Origin of the sequence: Gemmatirosa kalamazoonensis (assembly GCF_000522985.1) — a bacterium.
In the GTDB taxonomy this organism is placed as follows: Bacteria; Gemmatimonadota; Gemmatimonadetes; order Gemmatimonadales; family Gemmatimonadaceae; genus Gemmatirosa; species Gemmatirosa kalamazoonensis.
The window spans coordinates 4,483,831-4,503,810 of sequence record NZ_CP007128.1 but is presented as its reverse complement, the minus strand read 5'-3'; the positions used below and the strand labels follow the sequence as shown (position 1 = coordinate 4,503,810).

At 73.6% G+C, this 19,980-nt stretch carries 20 protein-coding genes; 5 read left to right on the top strand and 15 right to left on the bottom strand.

Annotated features, from left to right (window positions below; genetic code table 11):
* Positions 1 to 37: 37 nt before the first annotated feature.
* Entirely contained in the window at positions 38 to 1,195 is a 1,158-nt protein-coding gene (locus tag J421_RS19620; RefSeq protein WP_025412873.1) for a lactonase family protein, read from the bottom strand.
* A 113-nt stretch (positions 1,196 to 1,308) separates the two neighbouring features.
* Here J421_RS19620 and J421_RS19615 point away from each other — a divergent pair, with 113 nt between their 5' ends.
* On the top strand, positions 1,309 to 1,821 hold the full coding sequence (locus J421_RS19615) for a DUF1003 domain-containing protein (protein WP_025412872.1): 513 nt from the start codon (positions 1,309 to 1,311) through the stop codon (positions 1,819 to 1,821).
* 182 nt (positions 1,822 to 2,003) lie between these two features.
* On the opposite strand, the gene J421_RS19610 is transcribed toward J421_RS19615, so the two are convergent.
* The 11 genes from J421_RS19610 to J421_RS19565 form a co-directional block, all read right to left on the bottom strand.
* Complete coding sequence (locus tag J421_RS19610; RefSeq protein WP_025412871.1) at positions 2,004 to 2,255, bottom strand: anti-sigma factor family protein; 252 nt, start codon at positions 2,253 to 2,255, stop codon at positions 2,004 to 2,006.
* The gene (locus tag J421_RS19605; protein ID WP_025412870.1) at positions 2,252 to 2,884 is read right to left on the bottom strand and encodes a sigma-70 family RNA polymerase sigma factor; all 633 of its coding nucleotides are present in this window, start codon (positions 2,882 to 2,884) and stop codon (positions 2,252 to 2,254) included. The genes J421_RS19610 and J421_RS19605 overlap by 4 nt, the downstream gene beginning before the upstream one ends.
* A 50-nt stretch (positions 2,885 to 2,934) precedes the next feature.
* Positions 2,935 to 5,688, bottom strand: coding sequence for an MGH1-like glycoside hydrolase domain-containing protein (locus J421_RS19600; RefSeq protein WP_025412869.1), 2,754 nt, complete (start codon positions 5,686 to 5,688; stop codon positions 2,935 to 2,937).
* A 64-nt stretch (positions 5,689 to 5,752) separates the two neighbouring features.
* Positions 5,753 to 7,195, bottom strand: a complete 1,443-nt coding sequence (locus tag J421_RS19595) for a COG1470 family protein (RefSeq protein ID WP_148306405.1) — start codon at positions 7,193 to 7,195, stop codon at positions 5,753 to 5,755.
* A 2-nt stretch (positions 7,196 to 7,197) separates the two neighbouring features.
* Positions 7,198 to 7,755 (bottom strand): hypothetical protein, encoded by a 558-nt coding sequence (locus J421_RS32165; protein WP_148306404.1) that lies wholly within the window; start codon positions 7,753 to 7,755, stop codon positions 7,198 to 7,200.
* Positions 7,659 to 8,696 (bottom strand): ABC transporter permease, encoded by a 1,038-nt coding sequence (locus tag J421_RS19590; protein ID WP_025412866.1) that lies wholly within the window; start codon positions 8,694 to 8,696, stop codon positions 7,659 to 7,661. The genes J421_RS32165 and J421_RS19590 overlap by 97 nt, the downstream gene beginning before the upstream one ends.
* Entirely contained in the window at positions 8,693 to 9,418 is a 726-nt protein-coding gene (locus J421_RS19585; protein WP_025412865.1) for an ABC transporter ATP-binding protein, read from the bottom strand. The genes J421_RS19590 and J421_RS19585 overlap by 4 nt, the downstream gene beginning before the upstream one ends.
* A gap of 3 nt (positions 9,419 to 9,421) precedes the next feature.
* Entirely contained in the window at positions 9,422 to 10,453 is a 1,032-nt protein-coding gene (locus J421_RS19580; protein ID WP_148306403.1) for an NHL repeat-containing protein, read from the bottom strand.
* Positions 10,454 to 10,464: 11 nt separating this feature from the next.
* The gene (locus tag J421_RS19575; protein ID WP_148306402.1) at positions 10,465 to 10,947 is read right to left on the bottom strand and encodes a hypothetical protein; all 483 of its coding nucleotides are present in this window, start codon (positions 10,945 to 10,947) and stop codon (positions 10,465 to 10,467) included.
* Between the two features lie 7 nt (positions 10,948 to 10,954).
* A complete protein-coding gene (locus J421_RS19570) occupies positions 10,955 to 11,353 on the bottom strand; it encodes a hypothetical protein (protein ID WP_148306401.1) in 399 nt (132 codons plus the stop codon).
* Positions 11,296 to 12,378: a helix-turn-helix domain-containing protein gene (locus J421_RS19565; RefSeq protein ID WP_025412861.1), complete on the bottom strand. Its 1,083-nt coding sequence runs from the start codon at positions 12,376 to 12,378 to the stop codon at positions 11,296 to 11,298. Before J421_RS19565 ends, J421_RS19570 begins: the two co-directional genes overlap by 58 nt.
* A gap of 353 nt (positions 12,379 to 12,731) precedes the next feature.
* On the opposite strand from J421_RS19565, the gene J421_RS19560 reads away from it, so the two are divergent.
* The 4 genes from J421_RS19560 to J421_RS19545 all read left to right on the top strand — a co-directional run bounded on the left by J421_RS19560 (position 12,732) and on the right by J421_RS19545 (position 16,191).
* Positions 12,732 to 14,456, top strand: a complete 1,725-nt coding sequence (locus tag J421_RS19560) for a GGDEF domain-containing protein (protein ID WP_158508846.1) — start codon at positions 12,732 to 12,734, stop codon at positions 14,454 to 14,456.
* A 235-nt stretch (positions 14,457 to 14,691) separates the two neighbouring features.
* Positions 14,692 to 15,159 (top strand): SRPBCC family protein, encoded by a 468-nt coding sequence (locus J421_RS19555; RefSeq protein WP_025412859.1) that lies wholly within the window; start codon positions 14,692 to 14,694, stop codon positions 15,157 to 15,159.
* Between the two features lies 1 nt (position 15,160).
* Positions 15,161 to 15,598, top strand: coding sequence for a D-aminoacyl-tRNA deacylase (dtd, locus tag J421_RS19550; protein ID WP_025412858.1), 438 nt, complete (start codon positions 15,161 to 15,163; stop codon positions 15,596 to 15,598).
* Positions 15,595 to 16,191, top strand: coding sequence for a Maf family protein (locus J421_RS19545; RefSeq protein ID WP_104022834.1), 597 nt, complete (start codon positions 15,595 to 15,597; stop codon positions 16,189 to 16,191). Before dtd ends, J421_RS19545 begins: the two co-directional genes overlap by 4 nt.
* A gap of 171 nt (positions 16,192 to 16,362) precedes the next feature.
* On the opposite strand, the gene J421_RS19540 is transcribed toward J421_RS19545, so the two are convergent.
* From J421_RS19540 to J421_RS19530, 3 genes are read right to left on the bottom strand one after another with little or no spacing between them, the layout of a single operon-like run.
* On the bottom strand, positions 16,363 to 17,424 hold the full coding sequence (locus J421_RS19540; RefSeq protein WP_025412856.1) for a glycosyltransferase family 9 protein: 1,062 nt from the start codon (positions 17,422 to 17,424) through the stop codon (positions 16,363 to 16,365).
* A complete protein-coding gene (locus J421_RS19535; RefSeq protein ID WP_025412855.1) occupies positions 17,421 to 18,131 on the bottom strand; it encodes a lipopolysaccharide kinase InaA family protein in 711 nt (236 codons plus the stop codon). Before J421_RS19535 ends, J421_RS19540 begins: the two co-directional genes overlap by 4 nt.
* Positions 18,132 to 18,135: 4 nt before the next feature.
* Complete coding sequence (locus J421_RS19530) at positions 18,136 to 19,947, bottom strand: adenylate/guanylate cyclase domain-containing protein (protein ID WP_025412854.1); 1,812 nt, start codon at positions 19,945 to 19,947, stop codon at positions 18,136 to 18,138.
* Positions 19,948 to 19,980 lie beyond the last annotated feature (33 nt).

Below are 19,980 nucleotides of genomic sequence, written 5' to 3'. Positions count from 1 at the left end.
GCGTCAGGCGCGCGTCAGGCGCGCGACGCGACGCGACTCAGAACGCGGCGATGCCCTGCTGGCCGGAGCGCGGCGCGGTGGCGGGCGTGTCGGCGAGGGGCGTGAGCGAGCCGTCGGGCGCGAGCGCGAGCGCACCGATGCCGCCGGTGCCCGCCTTCAGCACGTAGACGAAGCGACCGTCCGCGCTGACGTCGAGGTCGAGCGGCGCCGCGCCGGCGCCGAGGTCCGCGGAGACGCCCGACGGGACGAGCAGCGAGAGACGCCCCTCGGGGCTCACCGCGAAGCCGGTCAGCGTCGCGCTCCCGGCGTTCGCCGTGAACGCGACGCGGCCGTCGGGCGTGACGACGAGCCAGCACGGCGCGCGCTGCAGCGTGGCGGCCGACGCGGTGCGCACGTGCAGCACGCCACCGGCCGCGGCGTACGACGACGCGGTGCCGGGCCCCGCCTCGGAGACGACGAGCCGGCCGGTGTTCGTGTAGTCGAAGCCGAACGGCGCCGCGCCGCTCGACGCGTTCGGGATCGCGGTGCCCAACGCGCCGTCAGGCTGCACGAGATAGGTGTCGATCGTCGCCGACACTCGCTCGGTCACGGCGAGCAGCCGGCCGTCGCGGCTGAGACGCACCTCGGCGGGACCGCTGGCGCCGGCGCTGAGCGCGCGCGTCCACGCCGGTGCGGGCTGCAGCCGACTGCCGCTGCCGATGGTGAACGCCGTGACCGTGCTGCTGCCCGCGTTCAGCGCGTAGAGCGCGCGCGTGCCGACGGCGAGGCTCACCGGCCGCACGCCGCCGGACGCGATGCGCTGCACCAGCTCGAGGCGCGGCGACTCGCCGACGCGGAACACGGAGATGTCGTCGGTGCCCGCGTTCACGACGTACAGGTAGTGGTGGTTGCCGCTCAGCGCCACGGAGTACTGCGAGAACAGCGGATCCGTGGTGCCGCCGATGCCGGCGCCGCCGGTGGGGAACGAGCCGGCCGGCGTGAGCGTACCGTCGGGGGCGCGGTCGAACGCGAGCACGGCGTTCGCGCCCGCATCGTTCGTGGCCGTGAACACGCCGCCGACGCGCGGCAGACGCGAGGTGACGAGATCGACGGCGGCGCTCGGCGTTAGGCGTCCCGCGGGCGCGACGGGCGCGTCGACCGGATCGGCGCAGGCGGCGACGAGCAGCGTGGCGAGCACGGCGAATCTGGTGCGCATGATCGGGGCGTAGGGGTTGAAGGATGGGACGGCGAATCGTGCGCGCCGTAATGCATCCGCCCATGACCCGGTTCCCGGGAACCAACGCGCGATCCTGCGCATTTCTTCCTGCCATGACCACGATTCCGCTCACGAACGAGGCGGCCGCGGCCGCCGACGCGATCGTCTGTCCGGCGTGCGGCGGCACGAACGACGGCGACGCGGTGTTCTGCGCGAACCCGGCGTGCGGCAAGGCGCTCGGCAAGTACCGCTACGTGGCCGAGGAGGTGCGGGGCCGCTCGGCGTGGCACGAGCGCGTCGCCGACCGCGTCGTGGCGTTCGTCGGCCGCAGCCACTTCATCCTCGTGCACGTGTTCTGGTTCCTCGTGTGGGTCGCCGTGAACACGGGCATCATCGCGCTCGCCCATCCGTTCGACGCCTACCCGTTCGGTCTCCTCGGGCTGCTGCTCGGCGTCGAGGCCATCCTGCTCACCGGATTCCTGCTCATCAGCCAGAACCGGGAGCGACAGCAGGAGGCGCTGCAGGCGGAGATCGAGTATGAGATCAACGTGCGCATGAGCCGGCGGATCGACGAGATCGAGCGGCTCGTGCGGGGGATCGCGGAGCGGCTCGACGAGCGGCGGTGACGGCGGCTTTGGGCGCGCCGAGCGGGGCTCCACGTACGTGTGTTGGTGGGACTGAAGAAGGACTGAAGAGGGACTGAAGAAGGACCAACAACATTGTTGGTGTTCTCCTTCTTCAGTCCTCCTTCAGTCCTTCTTCAGTCCCACACGAACTCGTATGTGGAGCCCCGCTCGGCGCACGCGAATCATTCGCCGAGCGCCCGCAGCGCAGTGAGCACGCGGGCCTGGAGGCCGTCGGGCAGGGTGATGCGCTGGACGGAGCGGCGCACGCCGGCGAGCACGCTCGCCTCGAAGCGGAACTCGCGTGCGCACGCGGCGCACACGAGCAGATGGTCGTTCACGAGCTCCGTCTCGGCGGCGGTCAGCTCGCGGTCCAGGAAGTCGTCGAGGCGCCGGAACGTCTCCTCGCAGCTGTAGCGCGTGAGCGGCGCGGTCATGCGCGGTCCTCCACGATCCCGGCGTCGCGCGCCGCCTGCCAGAGCGCCTGCTGGAGCATTCTGCGTCCTCGGTGGAGTCGCGAGCGCACGGTGCCGACGGGGACGTCGAGCACGTCCGCGATCTCCTGGTACGTGAAGTCTTCCATGAAGTAGAGCGTGCACACCGCCGAGAACTCCTCGGGGAGATCGGCGATCGCCGCGGCGATGCGCTCGGTGCCTAACGCATCGAGCAGGGGCGCCGCCGGGTCCTCGCCGGTCTGCGGCAGCCCGTTCTGCGCGGACAGCGCGTAGAGGCCCAGCTCCGGCGCGTCGTCGTACTCGACGGTCTGCGGGCGGCGCCGGCGCGCCCGATGGCTTCCCCAGAAGCTCGTCGTGACGATGCGGAAGAACCACGCCTTGAAGTTCGTGCCCGCCGCGAAGCCGGAGGCCCCGCGGAACGCGAGCAGCGCCGCTTCCTGCACGAGGTCCTCGGCGTCCGCCGGCTCGCGCGCGAGGCGCAGCGCGTACGCGTACGCGGCGGGGAGCACCGCGACGAGCATCGCCTCGAACGCCTCCGGCGACAGCGGCGCGCGCGGGGCCTGGGACTCGGGCGTGTATGCGCCGCTGGCGGCGGTGACGAGCTCCGACATGAGGCGGGTCGTTGAGGACCGAGCGAATCAGCCGCCGGCCGGTCGGGGTGTCAAGGTTCGGCGGGCGTGCCAGTCGGGATGGCGAACATGTCGGTGATGGTGAGCGAGTGCGCGCCGTCGTGGCGCGCTGCGGTGCGCGCCTGCGCGACGGTCTCCAGGCAGCGCACGACGAGCGCCGTCCATCCGGTCTGGTGGCTGGCGCCGATGCCGCGCCCCGTGTCGCCGTGGAAGTACTCGTGGAACAGGACGAGGTCGCGCCACGCCGGATCGGTCGCGTAGCGCGGGTCGTCGCCGTGACACGGCCGACGTCCGCTCGCATCGGGGAGGAAGATGCGCGCGAGGCGGGCCGACAGCTCCGTCGCCACCTCGTCGAGCGTGAGCATGCGCCCGGAGCCGACGGGACACTCCACGCGCAGCGAGTCGCCGTAGAAGTGCGCGTACCGCTCCAGCGCCTCCACGAGCAGGTAGTTCACGGGGAACCAGATCGGCCCGCGCCAGTTCGAGTTGCCGCCGAACAGCCCGGTCGTGCTCTCGGCCGGATCGTACGCCACGGTGAGCGAGTCGCCGTCCGCGTGGAACACGTACGGGTGCTCCTTGTGCACGCGCGACACGGAGCGCACGCCGAAGTCCGAGAGGAACTCGCTCTCGTCGAGCAGGTAGCGCAGCACGCGCTCGAGCCGCTCGCGCGACGGGATGGCGAGCAGCCGCTGCGTGCGCGTCGCGCCGTCGTGCGTCGGCTGCTCGACGTACGAGATGTAGTGTGCGAGGTCGGGGCGGTTCTCGACGAACCAGCGCATCCGCTTCGAGAACGCCGGCAGCCGGTCCATCACGCGCTGCTCCAGAATCTCCACCGCGATGAGCGGGATGAGGCCGACGAGCGACCGCACGCGCAGCGGGTACTCCTTCCCGTCGAGATGGATCTCGTCGTAGTAGAAGCCGTCGCGCTCGTCCCACAGCCCGCTGTCGCCGAGCGTGTTCATGGCGTCGGTGATGGCCACGAAGTGCTCGAAGAACTTCGACGCGACGTCGTCGTACGCCGGATCCTCGCTCGCCAGCTCGAGCGCGATGGAGAGCATGGTGGCGCAGAAGAACGCCATCCACGCCGTGCCGTCGGCCTGCACCAGCTCTCCCGCCGTCGGGAGCGGCTTGGACCGGTCGAAGACGCCGATGTTGTCGAGGCCGAGGAAGCCGCCGGCGAACAGGTTGTTGCCCTCGGGGTCCTTGCGGTTCACCCACCAGGTAAAGTTCACGAGGAGCTTGTGGAACGCGCGCTCGAGGAAGTCGCGGTCTCGCTTGCCGCGCTGGCCGGTCATCTTGTAGACGCGCCACACGGCCCACGCGTGCACCGGCGGGTTCACGTCGCCGAACGCGAACTCGTAGGCCGGGATCTGCCCGTTCGGGTGCATGTACCACTCGCGCAGGAACAGGATCAGCTGGTGCTTCGCGAAGTCGGGGTCGATGCGCGCGAGCGGCAGCGTGTGGAACGCGAGATCCCACGCCGCGTACCACGGATACTCCCACTTGTCCGGCATCGACACGACGTCGGCGTTGTAGACGTGCCGCCAGTTCGCGTTGCGCCCACGCTTGCGTGCGGGGGGCGGCGGCGGCTGCGCGGGATCGCCGTCCAGCCACTCCGCCACGACGTAGAAGTAGAACTGCTTGGACCAGAGCAGCCCCGCGTATGCCTGCCGCGCGACGCGATGCTCCTCCGCGGTGAGCGCCGCGGGCAGGCGCGACGCGTAGAACTCGTCGGCCTCCGCGATGCGCCGCGTGAACGTCGCGTCGAACGCGGAGCCGCGCGCGACGTCGGGGTCGGTGTCGTCGTCCATCGGGTGCAGCCGCAGCGTCACCGTGACGCTGGCGCGCGCGGGGACGACGAGGGGGTAGTACAGCGCCGCCTTCGTGCCGCGGGGCTTCGGGCTCACCGCGCCGAGGCGTCCGTTCACGACGTACTCGTGGAACGCGTCCTTCACGGGGCCCGCGTTCGGCGTGTCCCACAGCCGCGCGGTGTTGCTGTCGTTCTCCGTGAACAGCGTCGTGGGATGCGTGCCGTCCGACGCGTCGGCGCCCGTGAGCACGAACTGGCCGAGCATGTGGTGGTCGGCGACGATGCGCGCGGGCTCGTGGCCGTGCATCGACGGCTTCGGCCCGTACTGCTCGCCCGTGCGCCCCCACGACCAGGTGTTGCGGAACCAGAGCGTGGGCAGCAGGTGCAGCGGCGCCGAGTCGGGGCCGCGGTTCGTGACGGTGAGGCGTACGAGGACGTCGTCGGGCGACTCCTTCGCGTACTCGGCGAGCACGTCGAAGTAGCGGCCCTCGTCGAACACGCCGCTGTCGATCAGCTCGAACTCCGGATCCAGCTTGCCGCGCCGCCGGCTCTCCTCGAGCAGGCGCGCGTACGGGAACTCCGCCTGCGGGTACTTGTACAGCGCCTTCAGGTACGACGACGTCGGCGTGGCGTCGAGGTAGTAGTAGCACTCCTTGACGTCCTCGCCGTGATTGCCCTCGTTGCCGGTGAGGCCGAACAGTCGCTCCTTCAGGATCGGGTCGCGGCCGTTCCACAGCGCGAGCGCGAAGCACAGCCGGCACTGGCGGTCGGCGATGCCGAACAGCCCGTCCTCGCCCCAACGGTAGGCGCGGCTCCGCGCGTGGTCGTGCGGGAAGTACTCCCAGCAGGTGCCGAACTCCGAGTAGTCCTCGCGCACCGTGCCCCACTGCCGCTCCGACAGGTACGGGCCCCACCGCTTCCAGTATCGGGTGCGTCGGGCGTCCTCGGAGAGGCGCAGCGCTTCGGCGTGATCCACGTTCGGGTCCTCGGCTCGGGGCTGAGGACAAGATGCACCGCGTGCAGGACATGGGCAGCACCTGTTAACGAGTCACCCACCTGCGCCCGTACGCGACCGCCATCGCGAGGAGCGCGGCGAGGCCGAGCACCCCGACTAACGCGCCCGTGCCGCCGTCGCCCGGGACGCGCACCCGGACGAGCTTGTCCTCCACCTCGATGCGTCGCGCGGAGGACGCGTCGTCGACGCCGATGCGCAGCTCGTAGTCGCCGCCGGCGGCGTCGCGCGGCGGCAGGAGCTGGACGGCGACGCGGCGTTCGTCCCCGGGCGCGACGGCGGGGATGGACGCCGGTGCGAGCGACACCTGCCACCGCGGCGGCGCCTCGACCCGCAGCCGCACGTCCGTGACCCGTCCGGTGCCGGTGTTGCGCACGACGAGCGCGAGTGGCGTGACCGTGTCGGCCGAGGCCTGCAACGCGAGCGTCGCCGGACGCAGCGCCAGCCGCGCGACGCCGCGTGGCACGAGCTCCAGGCGCGCACTCCCCTGGGCGACGTCGGCGCCGTCGCTCTCGTCGGTCGCGACGACGTCGAACGCGAGCGGCGCGTCGGGGCGCACCGCCGACGAGGGCCGTGCCGGCAGCGACACGGCGAGCTGCACGCGCGCCGTGTTCGCGCCATCGGGGAAGCGGAGCTGGCCGAGGCGCGTGCGCGTGTCGGGATCGCGGAACTCGACCGCGAGGTCCGGCGGCAGGCCGCTCGCGACGAGGCGCGTCGGCACCGCGCGAGGGCGCGAGCGCTGGAGACGGAGATCGTAGACGACCTGCGCACCGAGGTCACCCTCGAGCGACGACTGCGACGCCTGCACGCCGATGACGTTCGCCGCCGCGCCCACCTCGAGCCGGATCCGCCGCTCCTCCACACGCCCGCCCGCGTCGACGGCGATCACCGCGTCCGCGAGATCGGCGAGCAGCTCGAACGACACGTCGCGCGACTCGCCCGGGCGCAGCGCGTCGATGATGCGCTCGTACGGTCGCGACACGACGGCGCCCGCCGCGCCGACGTCGGTCTTCAGCGCGACCACCGCGCCACGCACGGTCGTGATCGCAGCGAGCTCGCTCGCGTCGAGCTCGGGCGACGCCGTCTCCGTGGAATCCACGGCGGGCGCGCGCACGTCGACCGGAAGCGGCGCGCTCTCGTTGCGCAGCGTGAGCACGACGCGCAGCCGGCCGTCGGCGGTGCGCGACTTCACCGCGCGCGCGATCGTGAGGTGGGCACGCGCGCCGGACGCGGCGAGCAGCGCGCCGACGTAGGCCAGTCGCGCCCGCACGTAATCGGCCCGTCTCGCCTCGTGCTCGCTCGGCGAGAGCATGGCACGGCGGAGCAGGGCGTCGGCGCGCGCGAGCTCGCCCGCGGTGCGCTCCACGTCGCTGCGCGTGCGCAGCACGTCGAGGTACTCGGCGCTCGTCTGCGCGTGCGCGCTGCGCACCGCGAGAACGGCACATCCGAGCAGCATGAAGAGGCAGCGCACGCTCACACCTCCATGCGCAGCACGGCGTGCGCGGCGAGCAGCAGGCAGACCAGCGCGTGCGCGAGCAGCGCACCGAGCGACGGAAGCGCGGCACGGACGTCGGCGGCGAGGTCGGGCGCCGGGGCGGAGAAGGCTGGCAGCTCGTCGTAGCGCGGCACGCGCCCACCGGGATCGAACGCGTTAGGCAGGTACGTGATGCGGAGGTAGCGCTCGCGAGCGGCGAACAGCTCCGTGCCGTACGGCCGGTCGAACGTCGCCGCCTCGAGGCGGGCCTGGTGGTCGTCGACCGCGCGCTCCCACCGCGACAGCGCCGGCGCGCCCGTACCCACCACGGTCTCGGCGAAGCGCGCGAACGCACCGGCCGGCGACAGCGCGTCGATCCACGCCGCGAGCGCGGCCTGCGCGTCGCGCTCGCGGCGCCGCTCGTTCGCCGCGCCACGGAGCAGCGCGCGCTTGCGCCGCATCAGCTCCGCCTCGACCGGCTCGCGTACGGCGTCGTACGCGCGGCGCAGCGCGGGAGACGCGACGCTGTCGAGCGGCACCTCGTCGGTGCCGGACACGCGGCGCCACACGGCGGCGAGCACGTGCGCGCGCGCTCGACCTCGAGCTGCCGGATGCCCTCGCTGCGCGCCTGTCGCTGCAGCTCGTCGGGCGTGACGGGACGCGCGACGCTCGCGACGAGCGACGCGCCGCCGGGCAGCACGACGACGAGCAGCGCCCACACGGTCACCGCCGCCACGACCGCCGTCTGACCGTCGCGACAGCGCGCGCTCACGAGCACTCCGAGCGCGAGCATCGCGGCGAGGAACAGCACCGCGCCGACGGCGAGCGACAGCAGTCGCAGTCCGACGCCGGGGCCGAGCAGCGGAGCGCGCACGAGCAGCATCACGACGGCGGCGGCGAGCGTGCCGGCGCACACCGGCACGCAGAGCGTGAGCAGTCCGCCCACATACTTGCCGCACAGCACGTCGAGCCGTGACACGGGCGCCGTGAACAGCGCGCGCAGCAGCCCGCGCTCGCGATCGCCCGCGATGGTCTCCGCGGCGAGCAGCACGGCGACGAGCGAGAGCACCACGCGCACGACGAACGCGACGTCGAGCGTCCGCTGGTCCGCCACGGAGGCATCCGCATCCTGCGCCGGACCCGCGGAGACGCCTTCGGTGCCGAACTGCCAGAAGCCTGGCGCGGCGAGGTCGGCGCCGAGCGCGAGCACGCTCGCCGGCGCGGGCGGACGGATCGCGCGCAACGCAGGATCCGCGATCACGCGGCCGCTGCGCCACCCGAAGCGAGACGAGAGGCTCTCGGGATCGTCCCGTTCGAGCGCCGCGCTCACGGTGCGCAGCGATTCGAGGGCGTCGGCGTAGCGCACGCGCTCCTCGAAGCGGCGCACGTTGACGAACGCCCCCGTCGCGAGCAGCGCGACGACGAGCGCGAGCAGCGCGCGCAGGCGTCGGCTGCGCAGGTGGCCGAGCAGCTCGCGGCGCGCGACGAGGAGGATCATGCCGCGGTCTCCGCGTCGAGCACGTCGTAGCGCGCGGCGTACCACGCGTCGAGCGAGACGCCGTCGCCAGGCCGGCGCACGGTCCCGACGACGCGCCCACGCGCGAGGCACACGGCGACGTCGGTCACGGCGGCGCTGCGCGCGAGGTCGTGCGAGCTGGCGAGCACCGCGCAGCCGTCGTGCGCGAGACGACGGAGCAGCGCGACCAGGTCGCGCGCGGCCGCGGGATCGAGGCCGCTCGTCGGCTCGTCGAGGATGAGGTTGCGCACGCCCGCCGCGGCGGCGATCGCGAGACCGACCTTCTGCCGCATCCCCTTGGAGTACGTCGCCACCGCGCGGTCGACGGCCGCGTCGGGTACGCCGAACCGGGCAAGTGCGTCGCCCGCCTCCGCCCGCGAGAGGCGCACGCGTCCGGCGAGACGCACGAAGAACAGCACGTTCTCGCGCCCCGTGAGCGCCGGGTACACCGCGACCTGCTCGCCGAGGAACGCGAGGCGCCGCCGCGCGTCGATCGGCGCGCGCGCCACGACGGTGCCGTCGACCTCCGCGTGGCCGGCGTCGGGGCGCACGAAGTCGAGGAAGCAGTTCATCGTCGTGGTCTTCCCGGCGCCGTTGTGACCCACGAGCGTGCACACCTCGCCGTCCGCGACGTCGAAGGTCACGTTGTCGAGCGCGCGCGTGTCGGGCGGGAAGCGCTTGCGGAGTGCGACGGCGCGGAGCATCGGTCAACGCGCCCCGACGCGGGTGGTGTCGCGCGCCGACCAGCGCAGCGCGACGATCGTTGGCCTGCCGTCGCGATGGGTCAGCACGAACAGCGCGCGGGACGTCGCCGCGAGCGCCTCGACGCGCGTGCGCGTGCGGATCGAGTAGCGGTAGGCGCCCAGGGAGTCGTACACGTCGACGACGTGGGCGCGGTCGGCGCTCCGACCATCGAACGCGACGAGCCGCGCGGCATCGGTCGCACCGACGTCGATCGCGCCGAGCACGTGCTCGGCCAGCGACTGCGACACGGTGACGCCGCCGTCGTGCTCCGTGCGCGTCACGACCACGCGCGGCAGCGCGAGCGGCTCGACGAAGCGGACGGCTGGCCGGAACGCCGATCCCTCGAACTCCGCGAAGCCGAGCCCGAACGAGAGCGCGGCGATGCAGCCGCGGGGGGTGGGCGCGAGCAAGACGGCGCTCAGCAGATCACCGGAGGCGCGCAGCCCCGGCCACGGCAGCGGCGTCACCGAGAGCACGGTGCCGTTCGGCGCGATGCGAACGAGCCCGCGCGACGACGCGGCGATCGACACGAGGACCGACGAGTCGGGGAGCTCGCAGATGCTCTGCGCGTCGCCGGCCGTCGCCGCCGGCGTGGACCGGCGCACGCGCCCGTCGGGACCGACGCGCAGGAGCGTGCCGCGCGCGGCGTCGTACACGATGATGCCGCCGGTGCGGCCCGAGGTGACGGCGTGCGGCTCGCGCACCGCCGACGAGTCGTCGCCGCCGTGCGTGCGCCAGCGCGGCACGCCGGTGCGCTGGTCGAACGCGAGCACGGTCTTCGAGCCGACGTCGGTGACGTAGAGCGACGACTCGTCGGCGGCGAGCGACGAGGCGGTCGGCGCGTCGTCGGCCCCGTCGAGCGCGCGCACCCACGAGGTGTCGGCAGCGCGGACCGCGAACCGTCGCTGCGATCCCTGCTTGGGCGCCGCGCTCGGCGGCGGCGACGCGGGGCGCTCGCAGCCGAGCGCGGCGAGCACGATCATCCATCGTCTCATCGGAGGCGGCTTCACGGTGTGGGGAGGCGCCGGAGTGCGAGCGTCTCGAGCGTGCGATGGAACGCGACCAGCTGGCGCGTCGACTGCGGCGACGGCAGCACCAGCACCTCGCCGTACGCGCGCGTGTACACGACCACCGATGGACCCGCGCGATCGATCAGCGTGGCGAGCGAGTCGCGCGTCGGCGCCGACACGTGGACGAGCGGGACGTCGACGTCGAACGCGCGGAGCTGGCTGCGGACGCCCGCCGCCGCGCTGTCACCATCGAGCAACAGCACGCCGGCGAGCGTGACGCGACCGCGGACGGTGCGACGATCGAACGCGCGGAGCGTGGCGACGTTCGCGTCGCACTGGCGCGCGCGCAGCGCGAACACGGCGGTCGGGCCGCCGTCGGGCCGCGACGGCAGATCGCTCAACGGGCGCGGCCTCGCGCACGCGAGCAGCGCCGCCGACACGCCGACGACCGGTGCCCCGAGGATTCGCGGACGTCGCACCATCGGCTCACGGCCAGTAGAGGATGGTGACGGTGGTGATCGACGAGCTGCACACCATCGTCGTCGTTCCGCCACCGCCCGAGACGCCGAGGGTGCCACTCGCGTACTGCGGCACCCAGCTGAGACACTTCCAGCTCGAGTCCTTGCGGCACTGCACGCGGGCGCCCGTACCGCACGCGGCGGTCGTCTGATCGGTCGCGCTCCATCCGCCGCTGGTGCTGCCGCCGCCGAGCACCGGATCGCCGCCGCAGCTCTCGATCGTGACGTCGCAGTTCGAGAGCAGCTTCGGCGTCGGTCGGCCCGTGCGCGGCGCGGGCGCCTGCGCGCCGAGGTATCCCGCGGCATTGCTCACCGCGGCCATCGCGAGGATCGCGACGAGTCGACGCTGCCTGAATCGCTGTAACATGTTGCCCTCCGGTCGAGCACCGTGCCGCCAGCCGCGCGGCCTCCCATGGCCGCCGAGGTGCGACGACGGGAGCGTGGCGCCACGATGCGACGCATCGGCAGCGGCGCCGCACATCGGCCGCGACACCCGTCACGCCGCGCGAACGCGATCGCCACCACGAGCGCTTGCGTTAGGCGCGCGACGAGCCGCTGGCGGGCCAGCAGCGCGGGGAACAGCGCGCACCCCCCATCGGCGCCCGCCGCGCGCTCGGCCACGCGTCGCTGCGCGGGCTCGTGCCGGCACAGGCGCGCGACGAGTGCCTCCAGCCCACCGGCCGCGCGCACCGCCGACGGCGTGGTGCCGGCGTGACGCTGGAGCGCGTTGCGCAGCGCGTTCGCCGACGAGAACCCGACGTCGAGCGCGACGCGCTCCACGACGACCGCATCGCCGCACAGCCGGTCCGCCGCGACGAGCAGCCGGCACCAGCTCTGGAGCGTGCGCGGCGACGGCAGCGACGCGCGCGCGAGGCGTCGCTCGAGCGCACGCCGTCCGACGCCGAGGTGCGCCGCCGCGGCGCGTGCCGCGTCGGGGGCGTCGACGTTCGCGACGAGGTGCTCGAGCAGCGGCGCGAACCGCTCGGGGATCCCGGCGGCGACGAGGCGTCGCACGAGCGCGTCGGGGGACGCGGCGCCGCCGGGACGCAGCACCGCGAGGAGCGGCTCGAGCCCGGCGTCCTCCACGAGCACGTCGGTGCCGCCCGCGCGCGCGAAGTCGAGCAGGGCGCGGCAGTCGGGCTCCGCGAGCCGGCAGCGCGCGAGCAGCGGGAGCGCGGGCGCCGCGGCGCGCAGCGCGCGCACGGTCCCCGAGGTGGCGCGTCCCGCGCCGTCGCGCAGGTCGACGACGACCGCCGCCACCGGCCGCGTGCGCACGTGGGTCATGAGCGCTCTCCGGTCCTCGAACACGTCGACGACCGCGCGGGGCCGGAGTCGCGCGGCGAGCGCGGCACCCTCGCCCGGCTGCGCGAGCAGGCACGCGACGCTCAGCATCCCGGGCGCCGCCGCCGAGCATGATGGAGATCGACCGTCACGCGAGCGTCACCGTGAGAGGAGGTGGGGAGACACCATCGGCGTGCGACCGACGCTGTCGCCGCTGACGCCTCCGTACTGCGTCACGCGAACGCGGACCGGGCCGATCGAACGCGCGCGGCTGCGTCACCCGCGACGGTCATTGACTCGACACCCCGGGGAGCCCATTCTGCTCCGCCGCGCCGCGGGGCGGAGCGTGGCCCGACGCCGCCTCGATCGTCCTCTCCGGCGTGAGCGTGGTTTGCCAGAAACGCCGGATGCCGGTCCGTCTCGCCTCGTCGTCTCCCTCCCGCCGGAACCCCGCCGTGCCCCTCGTGCATCCGACTCGCCGGGCTCTCTCGCTCGCGGCGCTCGCCACGCTGCTGGTCGGTCCCGTCGCGGCCGCACGCCAGCCCGCGCCGCCGACCGCCGCGGTCGTGAGCGGACTGCCGCTCGTCGGCCCGGCGAGCTCCGCGCGCGTCGGCGACACGGTGACGATCGCGGGACGCGCGACGGTGGCGAGCGGCGTGCTCCAGGCGCGCGGCGTGTACCTCGCCGTGCAGGGCGACGCCGGCGCGGTGTGGGTGTTCCGGCGCAACTCCGCCGTGGCGGTCCGTCGCGGCGACTCGGTCGAGGCGCGCGGCGCGCTGTTCGTCTACCGCGGCTCGATCGAGATCATCGCGACGTCGCTCACGGTGGTGCCGACCGCGCAGCTCGCGACACCGGCGCCCGACTCGGGGTGGCCCGCCGCGCCGCTGCGCGAGGCGCGGCTCGTCCGCGTGTCGCACGCCGTCGTCGGCGCGCGCGGCGAGAGCGAGGGCGGACGGTGGATTCGCCTGCATGCGCCCGGGCACGCCGACTCCGTGACGCTGTGGATTCCGTGGACGCATGCCGACCCGCCGGGGCTCGCCGACGTGCGCACCGAGGACGTGCTCGACGTGACCGGGCTCGCGACGCTGTACCGCGACAACCCCGGCGATCCCGGCGTGTGGCAGATCGTGCCGCGGCGCGCCACGGACGTGCACACCGTGGGCATCCCGCGCCTCGTGTACCGGCGGCTCGTGCAGGGCACCGTCCTGCTCGTGGTCGTCGTGGTCCTCGTCGTGGTCGCGACGCGGCTGCTCACGCGGCGCCAGTCGCTCGCGCTGCGCGAGACGGAGGCGCGGTATCGCCAGCTGCTCGCGCTGTCGCCGGACGCGGTGCTCGTGCACGACGGCGATCGCGTGCTGTTCGCGAACGCCGCCGCCGCTCGGCTCCTCGGCGCCGCGGACGAGCAGGCGATGGCGGGGTGGTCGGTGGACACGTTCGTCGGCACGGACGAGCGGGCGGCGCTCGACGCGGCGGTCGGTCGGCGGCAGCCGGCGGGGGCGCCGGTCGGGCGCCGGCTGCGCACCGTGTTCCGCACGACGGACGGCGCGCACGTCGACGTCGAGGTCGCGACGAGCCCGTGCCGCTATCACGACCGCGACGCGGCGGTCGTCGTCGCGCGGGACATCGGGCCGCAGCTCCGCTACGAGCGCGAGCTGCGCGAGCTGGCGCTGCTCGACGAGCTCACGGGGCTGCACAACCGCCGCGGCTTCTTCCTGTTCGCCGAGGCGGAGCTGCGCCGGCTGCGCGAGCGCGGGTCGTACGCGGTGCTCGTGTTCGCCGACCTCGATGGACTGAAGACCATCAACGACCGGCACGGCCACGCGGCGGGCGACCAGGCGCTGCGCGCCGTCGCGCGCGGGCTGCGCGACCTCGTCGGCGAGCAGGGGCTCGCCGCGCGCTGGAGCGGCGACGAGTTCGTGGCGCTGGTGCCCGACGCGTCGGTCGCGGCGGCGCCTAACGGCGCGACCGACGCGTCGGGCGACACGCTCGTCGCCGAGGCGTTCGAGCAGCGGCTCGCCGGCGCGATCGTGCGCCACGCGCCCGCCGCGGCGCCGTATCCGGTGTCGGCGAGCGTCGGTGCGCGTCGACTCGGCCCCGACGCCGGCGAGACGCTCGCCGCGGCACTCGCTGCGGCCGACGCGGGGCTCTACCGGCGCCGCGGCCGCCGCGCCACGGCGAACGGGAACTAACGGGGGCTCTCGAGCCGCCGGACAGGACTCCACGTACGAGTTTCTGTGGGACTGAAGAAGGACTGAAGGAGGACTGAAGAAGGACCAAACACAACGACTTGTTGTTGTCCCTCTTCAGTCCCTCTTCAGTCCTTCTTCAGTCCTCCAAGAACACGTACGTGGAGTCATGCCTGGCGCACCCGCGCATGGATCGCGACGCGTTGATCCCGGCAGCGTGCGCGGATAACGTTCCGCCATGCCCGCGACCCGCGTCCGCCGACACATCGACGCACCACGCGCGCGCGTGTACGACGCGCTGGTCGACGCGCGCGCCGTCGCCGAGTGGATGGTACCGGACGGCATGACGAGCGAAGTGCATGCGTTCGACGGACGCGAGGGGGGCGCGTTCCGCATCTCGCTCACGTACGACGCGCCGACCGGGGTGGGGAAGACGACCGCGCACACCGACACGTACCACGGTCGATTCGTGCAGCTCGTGCCGCACGAGCGCGTCGTGCAGGTCGTGGAGTTCGAGACCGCCGACCCATCGATGCGCGGCGAGATGACGATCACGTTCACGCTCGCCGACGCGAACGGCGGTACCGCGCTGTCCGCCGTGCACGAGCATCTGCCGCCCGGACTCTCGGCGGCGGACAACGAGACCGGCTGGCGCATGTCGCTCGCGAAGCTCGCCGAGCTGGTCGAGCGGGAGCGGGCGCGCTAGCGTGCGGGTGCTCGTCCAGCGGGTCTCGCGCGGGGAGGTGCGCGTGGGCGACCGCGTCACCGGGCGCATCGGGCGGGGGTTCGTGCTCCTCGTCGGCTTCACGCACACCGACGGCGACGCGGAGCTCGAGTGGATGACCGAGAAGGTCCTCGGCCTCCGCGTCTTCTCCGACGCCGACGACAAGATGAACCTCGCGCTCGGCGACGTCGGCGGCGCGCTACTCGTCGTGTCGCAGTTCACGCTCTACGGCGACGCGAGGAAGGGGAAGCGGCCGAGCTTCATCGATGCGGCGCGGCCGGAGCACGCGGTGCCGTTATACGAGCGGTTCGTCGCGCTGCTGCGCGCCCGCGGCGCGCTCGTGGAGACCGGCGAGTTCGGCGCGATGATGGACGTGGAGCTCGTGAACGACGGCCCGGTGACGCTGTGGCTGGAGCGATGAGTCAACCCGTGCGCGTCGTGTTGGCGTCGCAGTCGCCGCGGCGGCGCGAGCTGCTGACGCTCGTCGGCATCCCGCACGAGGTGGTGCCGGCCGACATCGACGAGACGCCGTTCCCGCACGAGGCGCCGGCGGCGTACACCGAGCGGCTCGCGCGCGAGAAGGTCGCCGCGGTCGCCGGCCGCTTCCCGGGCGCGGTCGTCATCGGGTCGGACACGACGGTCGTCATCGGCGGCGAGCTGCTCGCGAAGCCGGAGGACGACGCGGACGCGCGGCGCATGCTGCGACTCCTGAGCGGACGCACGCACACCGTGCACACCGCCGTCGCCGTCTGCCGCGGCGACCGCGTGGTGTCGGGCGTGGAAGACGTCGCGGTGACGTTCCGCCCGTTAGGCGACGACGAGATCGCCGCCTACGTCGCGACGCGCGAGCCGATGGACAAGGCCGGCGCGTACGGCATCCAGGGCTACGGCGCGACGATCGTGGAGCGCATCGACGGCGACTACTTCGCGGTGATGGGACTGCCGCTCGTGCGGCTGACCCGGCTGCTCGGCGAGGTCGGGGTGAGGTACCGGTTCGGAGCGCCGTTCGTTTGAACCGCAGAGGGCCGCAGAGGGCCGCAGAGGCTTTCATTTGAACCACAGAGGACACAGAGGACACGGAGGAAACCAATAAGAAGTGGTTCTCCTCTGTGACCTCCGTGTCCTCTGTGGTTCAAAAGGAAGGGGCAGTCCTCTGCGGCCCTCTGCGGCCCTCTGCGGTTCAATTCATACAGCCCGGTACCGCTCACGCCACACCTGCACCTTCGCGAGCACGTCGTCCACCGTGATGCGCGGCATCCGGTCGAGACGATTCTCCATCGAGATCGGGTACTCCTCGCCCGGCTCGCCGTACGCGTCGATCATGAGGTCGCGGAACTTGCGGTAGGGCCCGACGCGCTTGGGGTTCGAGTAGCCGATCAGGCTCACCACCGGCCGGTCGAGCGCGACGGTCATGTGCAACGGCCCCGTGTCCGGCGACAGCACCAGCGCCGCACCGTCGAGGATCGCGACGAGCTTGCGCAGCCCGCTGCCTAACGCGGAGACCGGCCTGTGCCGCGCCTCGCGCACGATCACCGCCTCCGCCGCCAGCTCGCGCTCCGAGCGACCGCCGACGAGCACCGGCTGCAGCCCGAAGTCGGCGTACAGCGCGTCGCACACCGCGGCCCACCGCTCGGGAAGCCAGTCCTTCTGCGGCTTGCTCGTCGCGACGACGATCGGCGCGATCGGTCGGTCGAACTGCGAGAGGAACTCCGCCTGCCACGCGCGCTCGTCGGGCCACGGGCCGAGATTCCACACCGGCGGCTCGTGCGGTACGCCGAGCGCCTCGAGGAACTCGAAGTACTGGTCCTGCACGTGCCCCATCGCGTGCGGCGGGATCTTCGCGTTCGTGAACAGCCAGTTGAAGTCGCGCGCCCGCGCGCGGTCGAAGCCGAGCTTCACCGGCGCCGGCACGAACGACGTGATGAGACCGGCCTTGAAGTACACCTGCAGGTTGATGCACAGGTCGAATGGCCCGCGCGCGCGCAGCTCGCGCCGCACGTCGGCGAACCCGCGCACCCCCGCCGTGCGGTCGAACGGCACGATGTCGTCCACCGACGGGTGCCCGCGCACGAGCGTCGCCGGCCCGGGCTGCAGCACCCACGTGGCGTGCATCGCGGGGTGCGCGCGCTCGAGCGCCGTGAGCACGGGCAGCACGTGCACCGCGTCGCCCACCGCGCTCATCATCACGATGCAGACGCGGTCGAGCGGGACGTGCGCGTACGGCGCTGCGGAGTCGCGGGCCGTCATGCGACGCGTCGGGCGAGCTCCGCGAGCGCGGCGTCGGCGATGGCGAGCCCGCGCTCGCGCCGCCACTTCAATAGCGACCGCTCCAGCCGCGCCCAGTTCGCGCGCGCCGCAGCCTCGGGCGGCGTGCCTAACGCCACGACGTCCACGTCGAGCACCCACGCACCGTCGGCCGCGAGCAGCACGTTCTTCAGGTTGAGGTCCGGATGCCGCGCCCCCGCCGCCGCGAGCGCGCGCAGCAGCGCCGCCGTCGCGTCGATCCACGCGTCGTCCGGCACCGCGCCGATCGCGTCGCCGAGGTCGCGCGCATCGGGCACGAGCCGCGTCGCCACGTCGGCGCGCCGGAGCAGCGGCCCCGCGGGATAGATCGCGTACGCCACCATCTGCGGCGTGCGCACGCCCGCGTCACGCAGCGCGATCGACGTCGCGAGCTCGCGCGGCGCGCGCGTCGGCGCGAGAAACCGATCGCCGGTGAGCGGGGCGAGCAGGCCGCCGTGGCGGCTGTGGCGCACCACGACCTGCGTCTCGCCGTCGGGCAGCGTCGCCGCGTACGCCGAGCCGCGACCGCGCAGCTCGCGCCGCTCGGGGTGCGACGCCGCCCACTCGTGCAGCGTGCCGTCGCCGAGCGCCTCGCGGATCGCGCCCGCGCACTCCGCGAGACAGATCACGTGCACGCCGCCTGCCGAGAGCCCCGTGTAGCCGGCGGGCACCGCGTCAGCTCATGCGCCGCACGACCGCGTACACCGGTCCCGCCTCGGCCTTGCCGCCGGGCGACGGGACGATGCGCAGCGGCGGCGGCTCGCGAAGCACCGCGCGCAGCCCGTCGCCCAACAGGATCTCGTTCGGGCCGGCCGCGTCGCACAGATGCGCGGCCTGGTTCACCGCGTCGCCGAGCACCGTGAACTCGAGGCGGCGCTCGGACCCGATGTTGCCGGCGAACACCTCGCCGTACGACAGCCCGACCCCCATCGCGAGCGTGGGACGTCCGACCGCCGACCACTCCGCGTTCAACGCGTCGAGCGCGTCGATCATGTCGAGCGCGGCGCGCATCGCGCGGTCCGGATCGTCGGGGTGCCCCTCGGGCGCGCCCCACTGCGCCATCACCGCGTCGCCGATGAACTTGTCGAGCGTGCCGCCGTGCTTGAACACGCACTCCACCATCGCGCTCAGGAACTCCGAGATCGTCGCCGCGACGGTGTCCGGTGCGGCGCCGGCGGCGAAGCGCGTGAAGCCGCGCAGGTCGCCGAACAGCACCGTGACGTGCCGCCGCTCGCCGCCGGGACGCATGATCTCCGTGGAGCGCGCGATCCGGTCGGCCACGGGCGGCGCGAAGTAGCGCTCGAAGTTGCCGCGCGCGACCGCCTCGCGCCGCACGCGCTCGGCCAACCGCGTCGTCTCGAGCGCGGCGGCTGCGATCGCCGCGAACGCGGACAGGAAGTCGAGGTCCGCCTCGTCGAACGTGTGGTCCGGCGCCGCGCTGTCCACGTAGAGCGCGCCTAACGCCGCGCCGTCCGACGCGAGCAGCGGTCCGCACAGCGCCGAGCGCACGCGCTGCTGCAGCACCGACTGGCCGCCGAAGCGCGGGTCGGCGGCCGCGTTCACGGAGAGCAGCGCCGCCTTTCGGTCGATCGCCGCGCGCACGATCGAGCGGGGCACCGCGCGTGCCTCCAGCCCCGCGAGGTCGGCGCCCCAGCGGTCGCGCGCCGCCGCCGGCACCAGGCGGTCGGGCTCCTGTTCGTCGCGCAGCATGATCGCGGCGCGATCCGCGTCGAGCGTCTCCAGCGCGTAGCCCACGATGCGCTGCAGCAGCGCGCCCAGGTCGCCCACGCCGCCGAGCCCCTTCGCCACCTCGAGGAGCAGCGTGAGCTTGCGCGTCGCCAGCTCCGCGGCCGGCGTCGCGCCTCCGCGCTCGGCGACGATCGGCAGCTCCGGATCCGGTGCACGATCGGGCGCCGGCCCCGTGGACGACGTCGGCGCCGGCTCGTGAGCGACGGGCTCCGGCTCGGCCGCCGCCATCGGCGCCGCCACCGGCTCGGGCATGGGCTCCGGTTCGGGCTCGGGCATCGGCTGCACCGGCTCCGGCTCCGGCGGCGCGGCGGCCGCCGACGGCGGCGGCGACGGCGACTCCAGCACCGGGATCGGCGGATGCGGCACCGGCTGCTCGGCCGCGGCCTGCGCGTACCACGCGGCGGCGTCCGACTCCGGCGTCGCCGGCACGGACGGAGCCACGCGCGCGGTCGGCGACTGCTCCGCCACGTGCAGCGTGAGCGCGCCGAACGTGATCGCGTCGCCCGCCCGCAGCTGCGCCACCTCCACGCGCTGCCCGTTCCAGAACGTCCCGTTGCGCGAGCCGAGGTCCCGCACGACGAGCATCTCGTCGTCCGAGCGCACCTCCGCGTGGCGCCGCGAGATCGTCGGATCGGTGAGCGCCACGTCGCACTCCACCGCGCGCCCGACGACGATGGGCGTCCCGGGGCGCACCACGACGACCGTGTGGCCGGTGAGGTCGACGAGCGCGAGAGGCATGCGAGCAAGATAGGGCAGGAGGGCAGGAGCGCA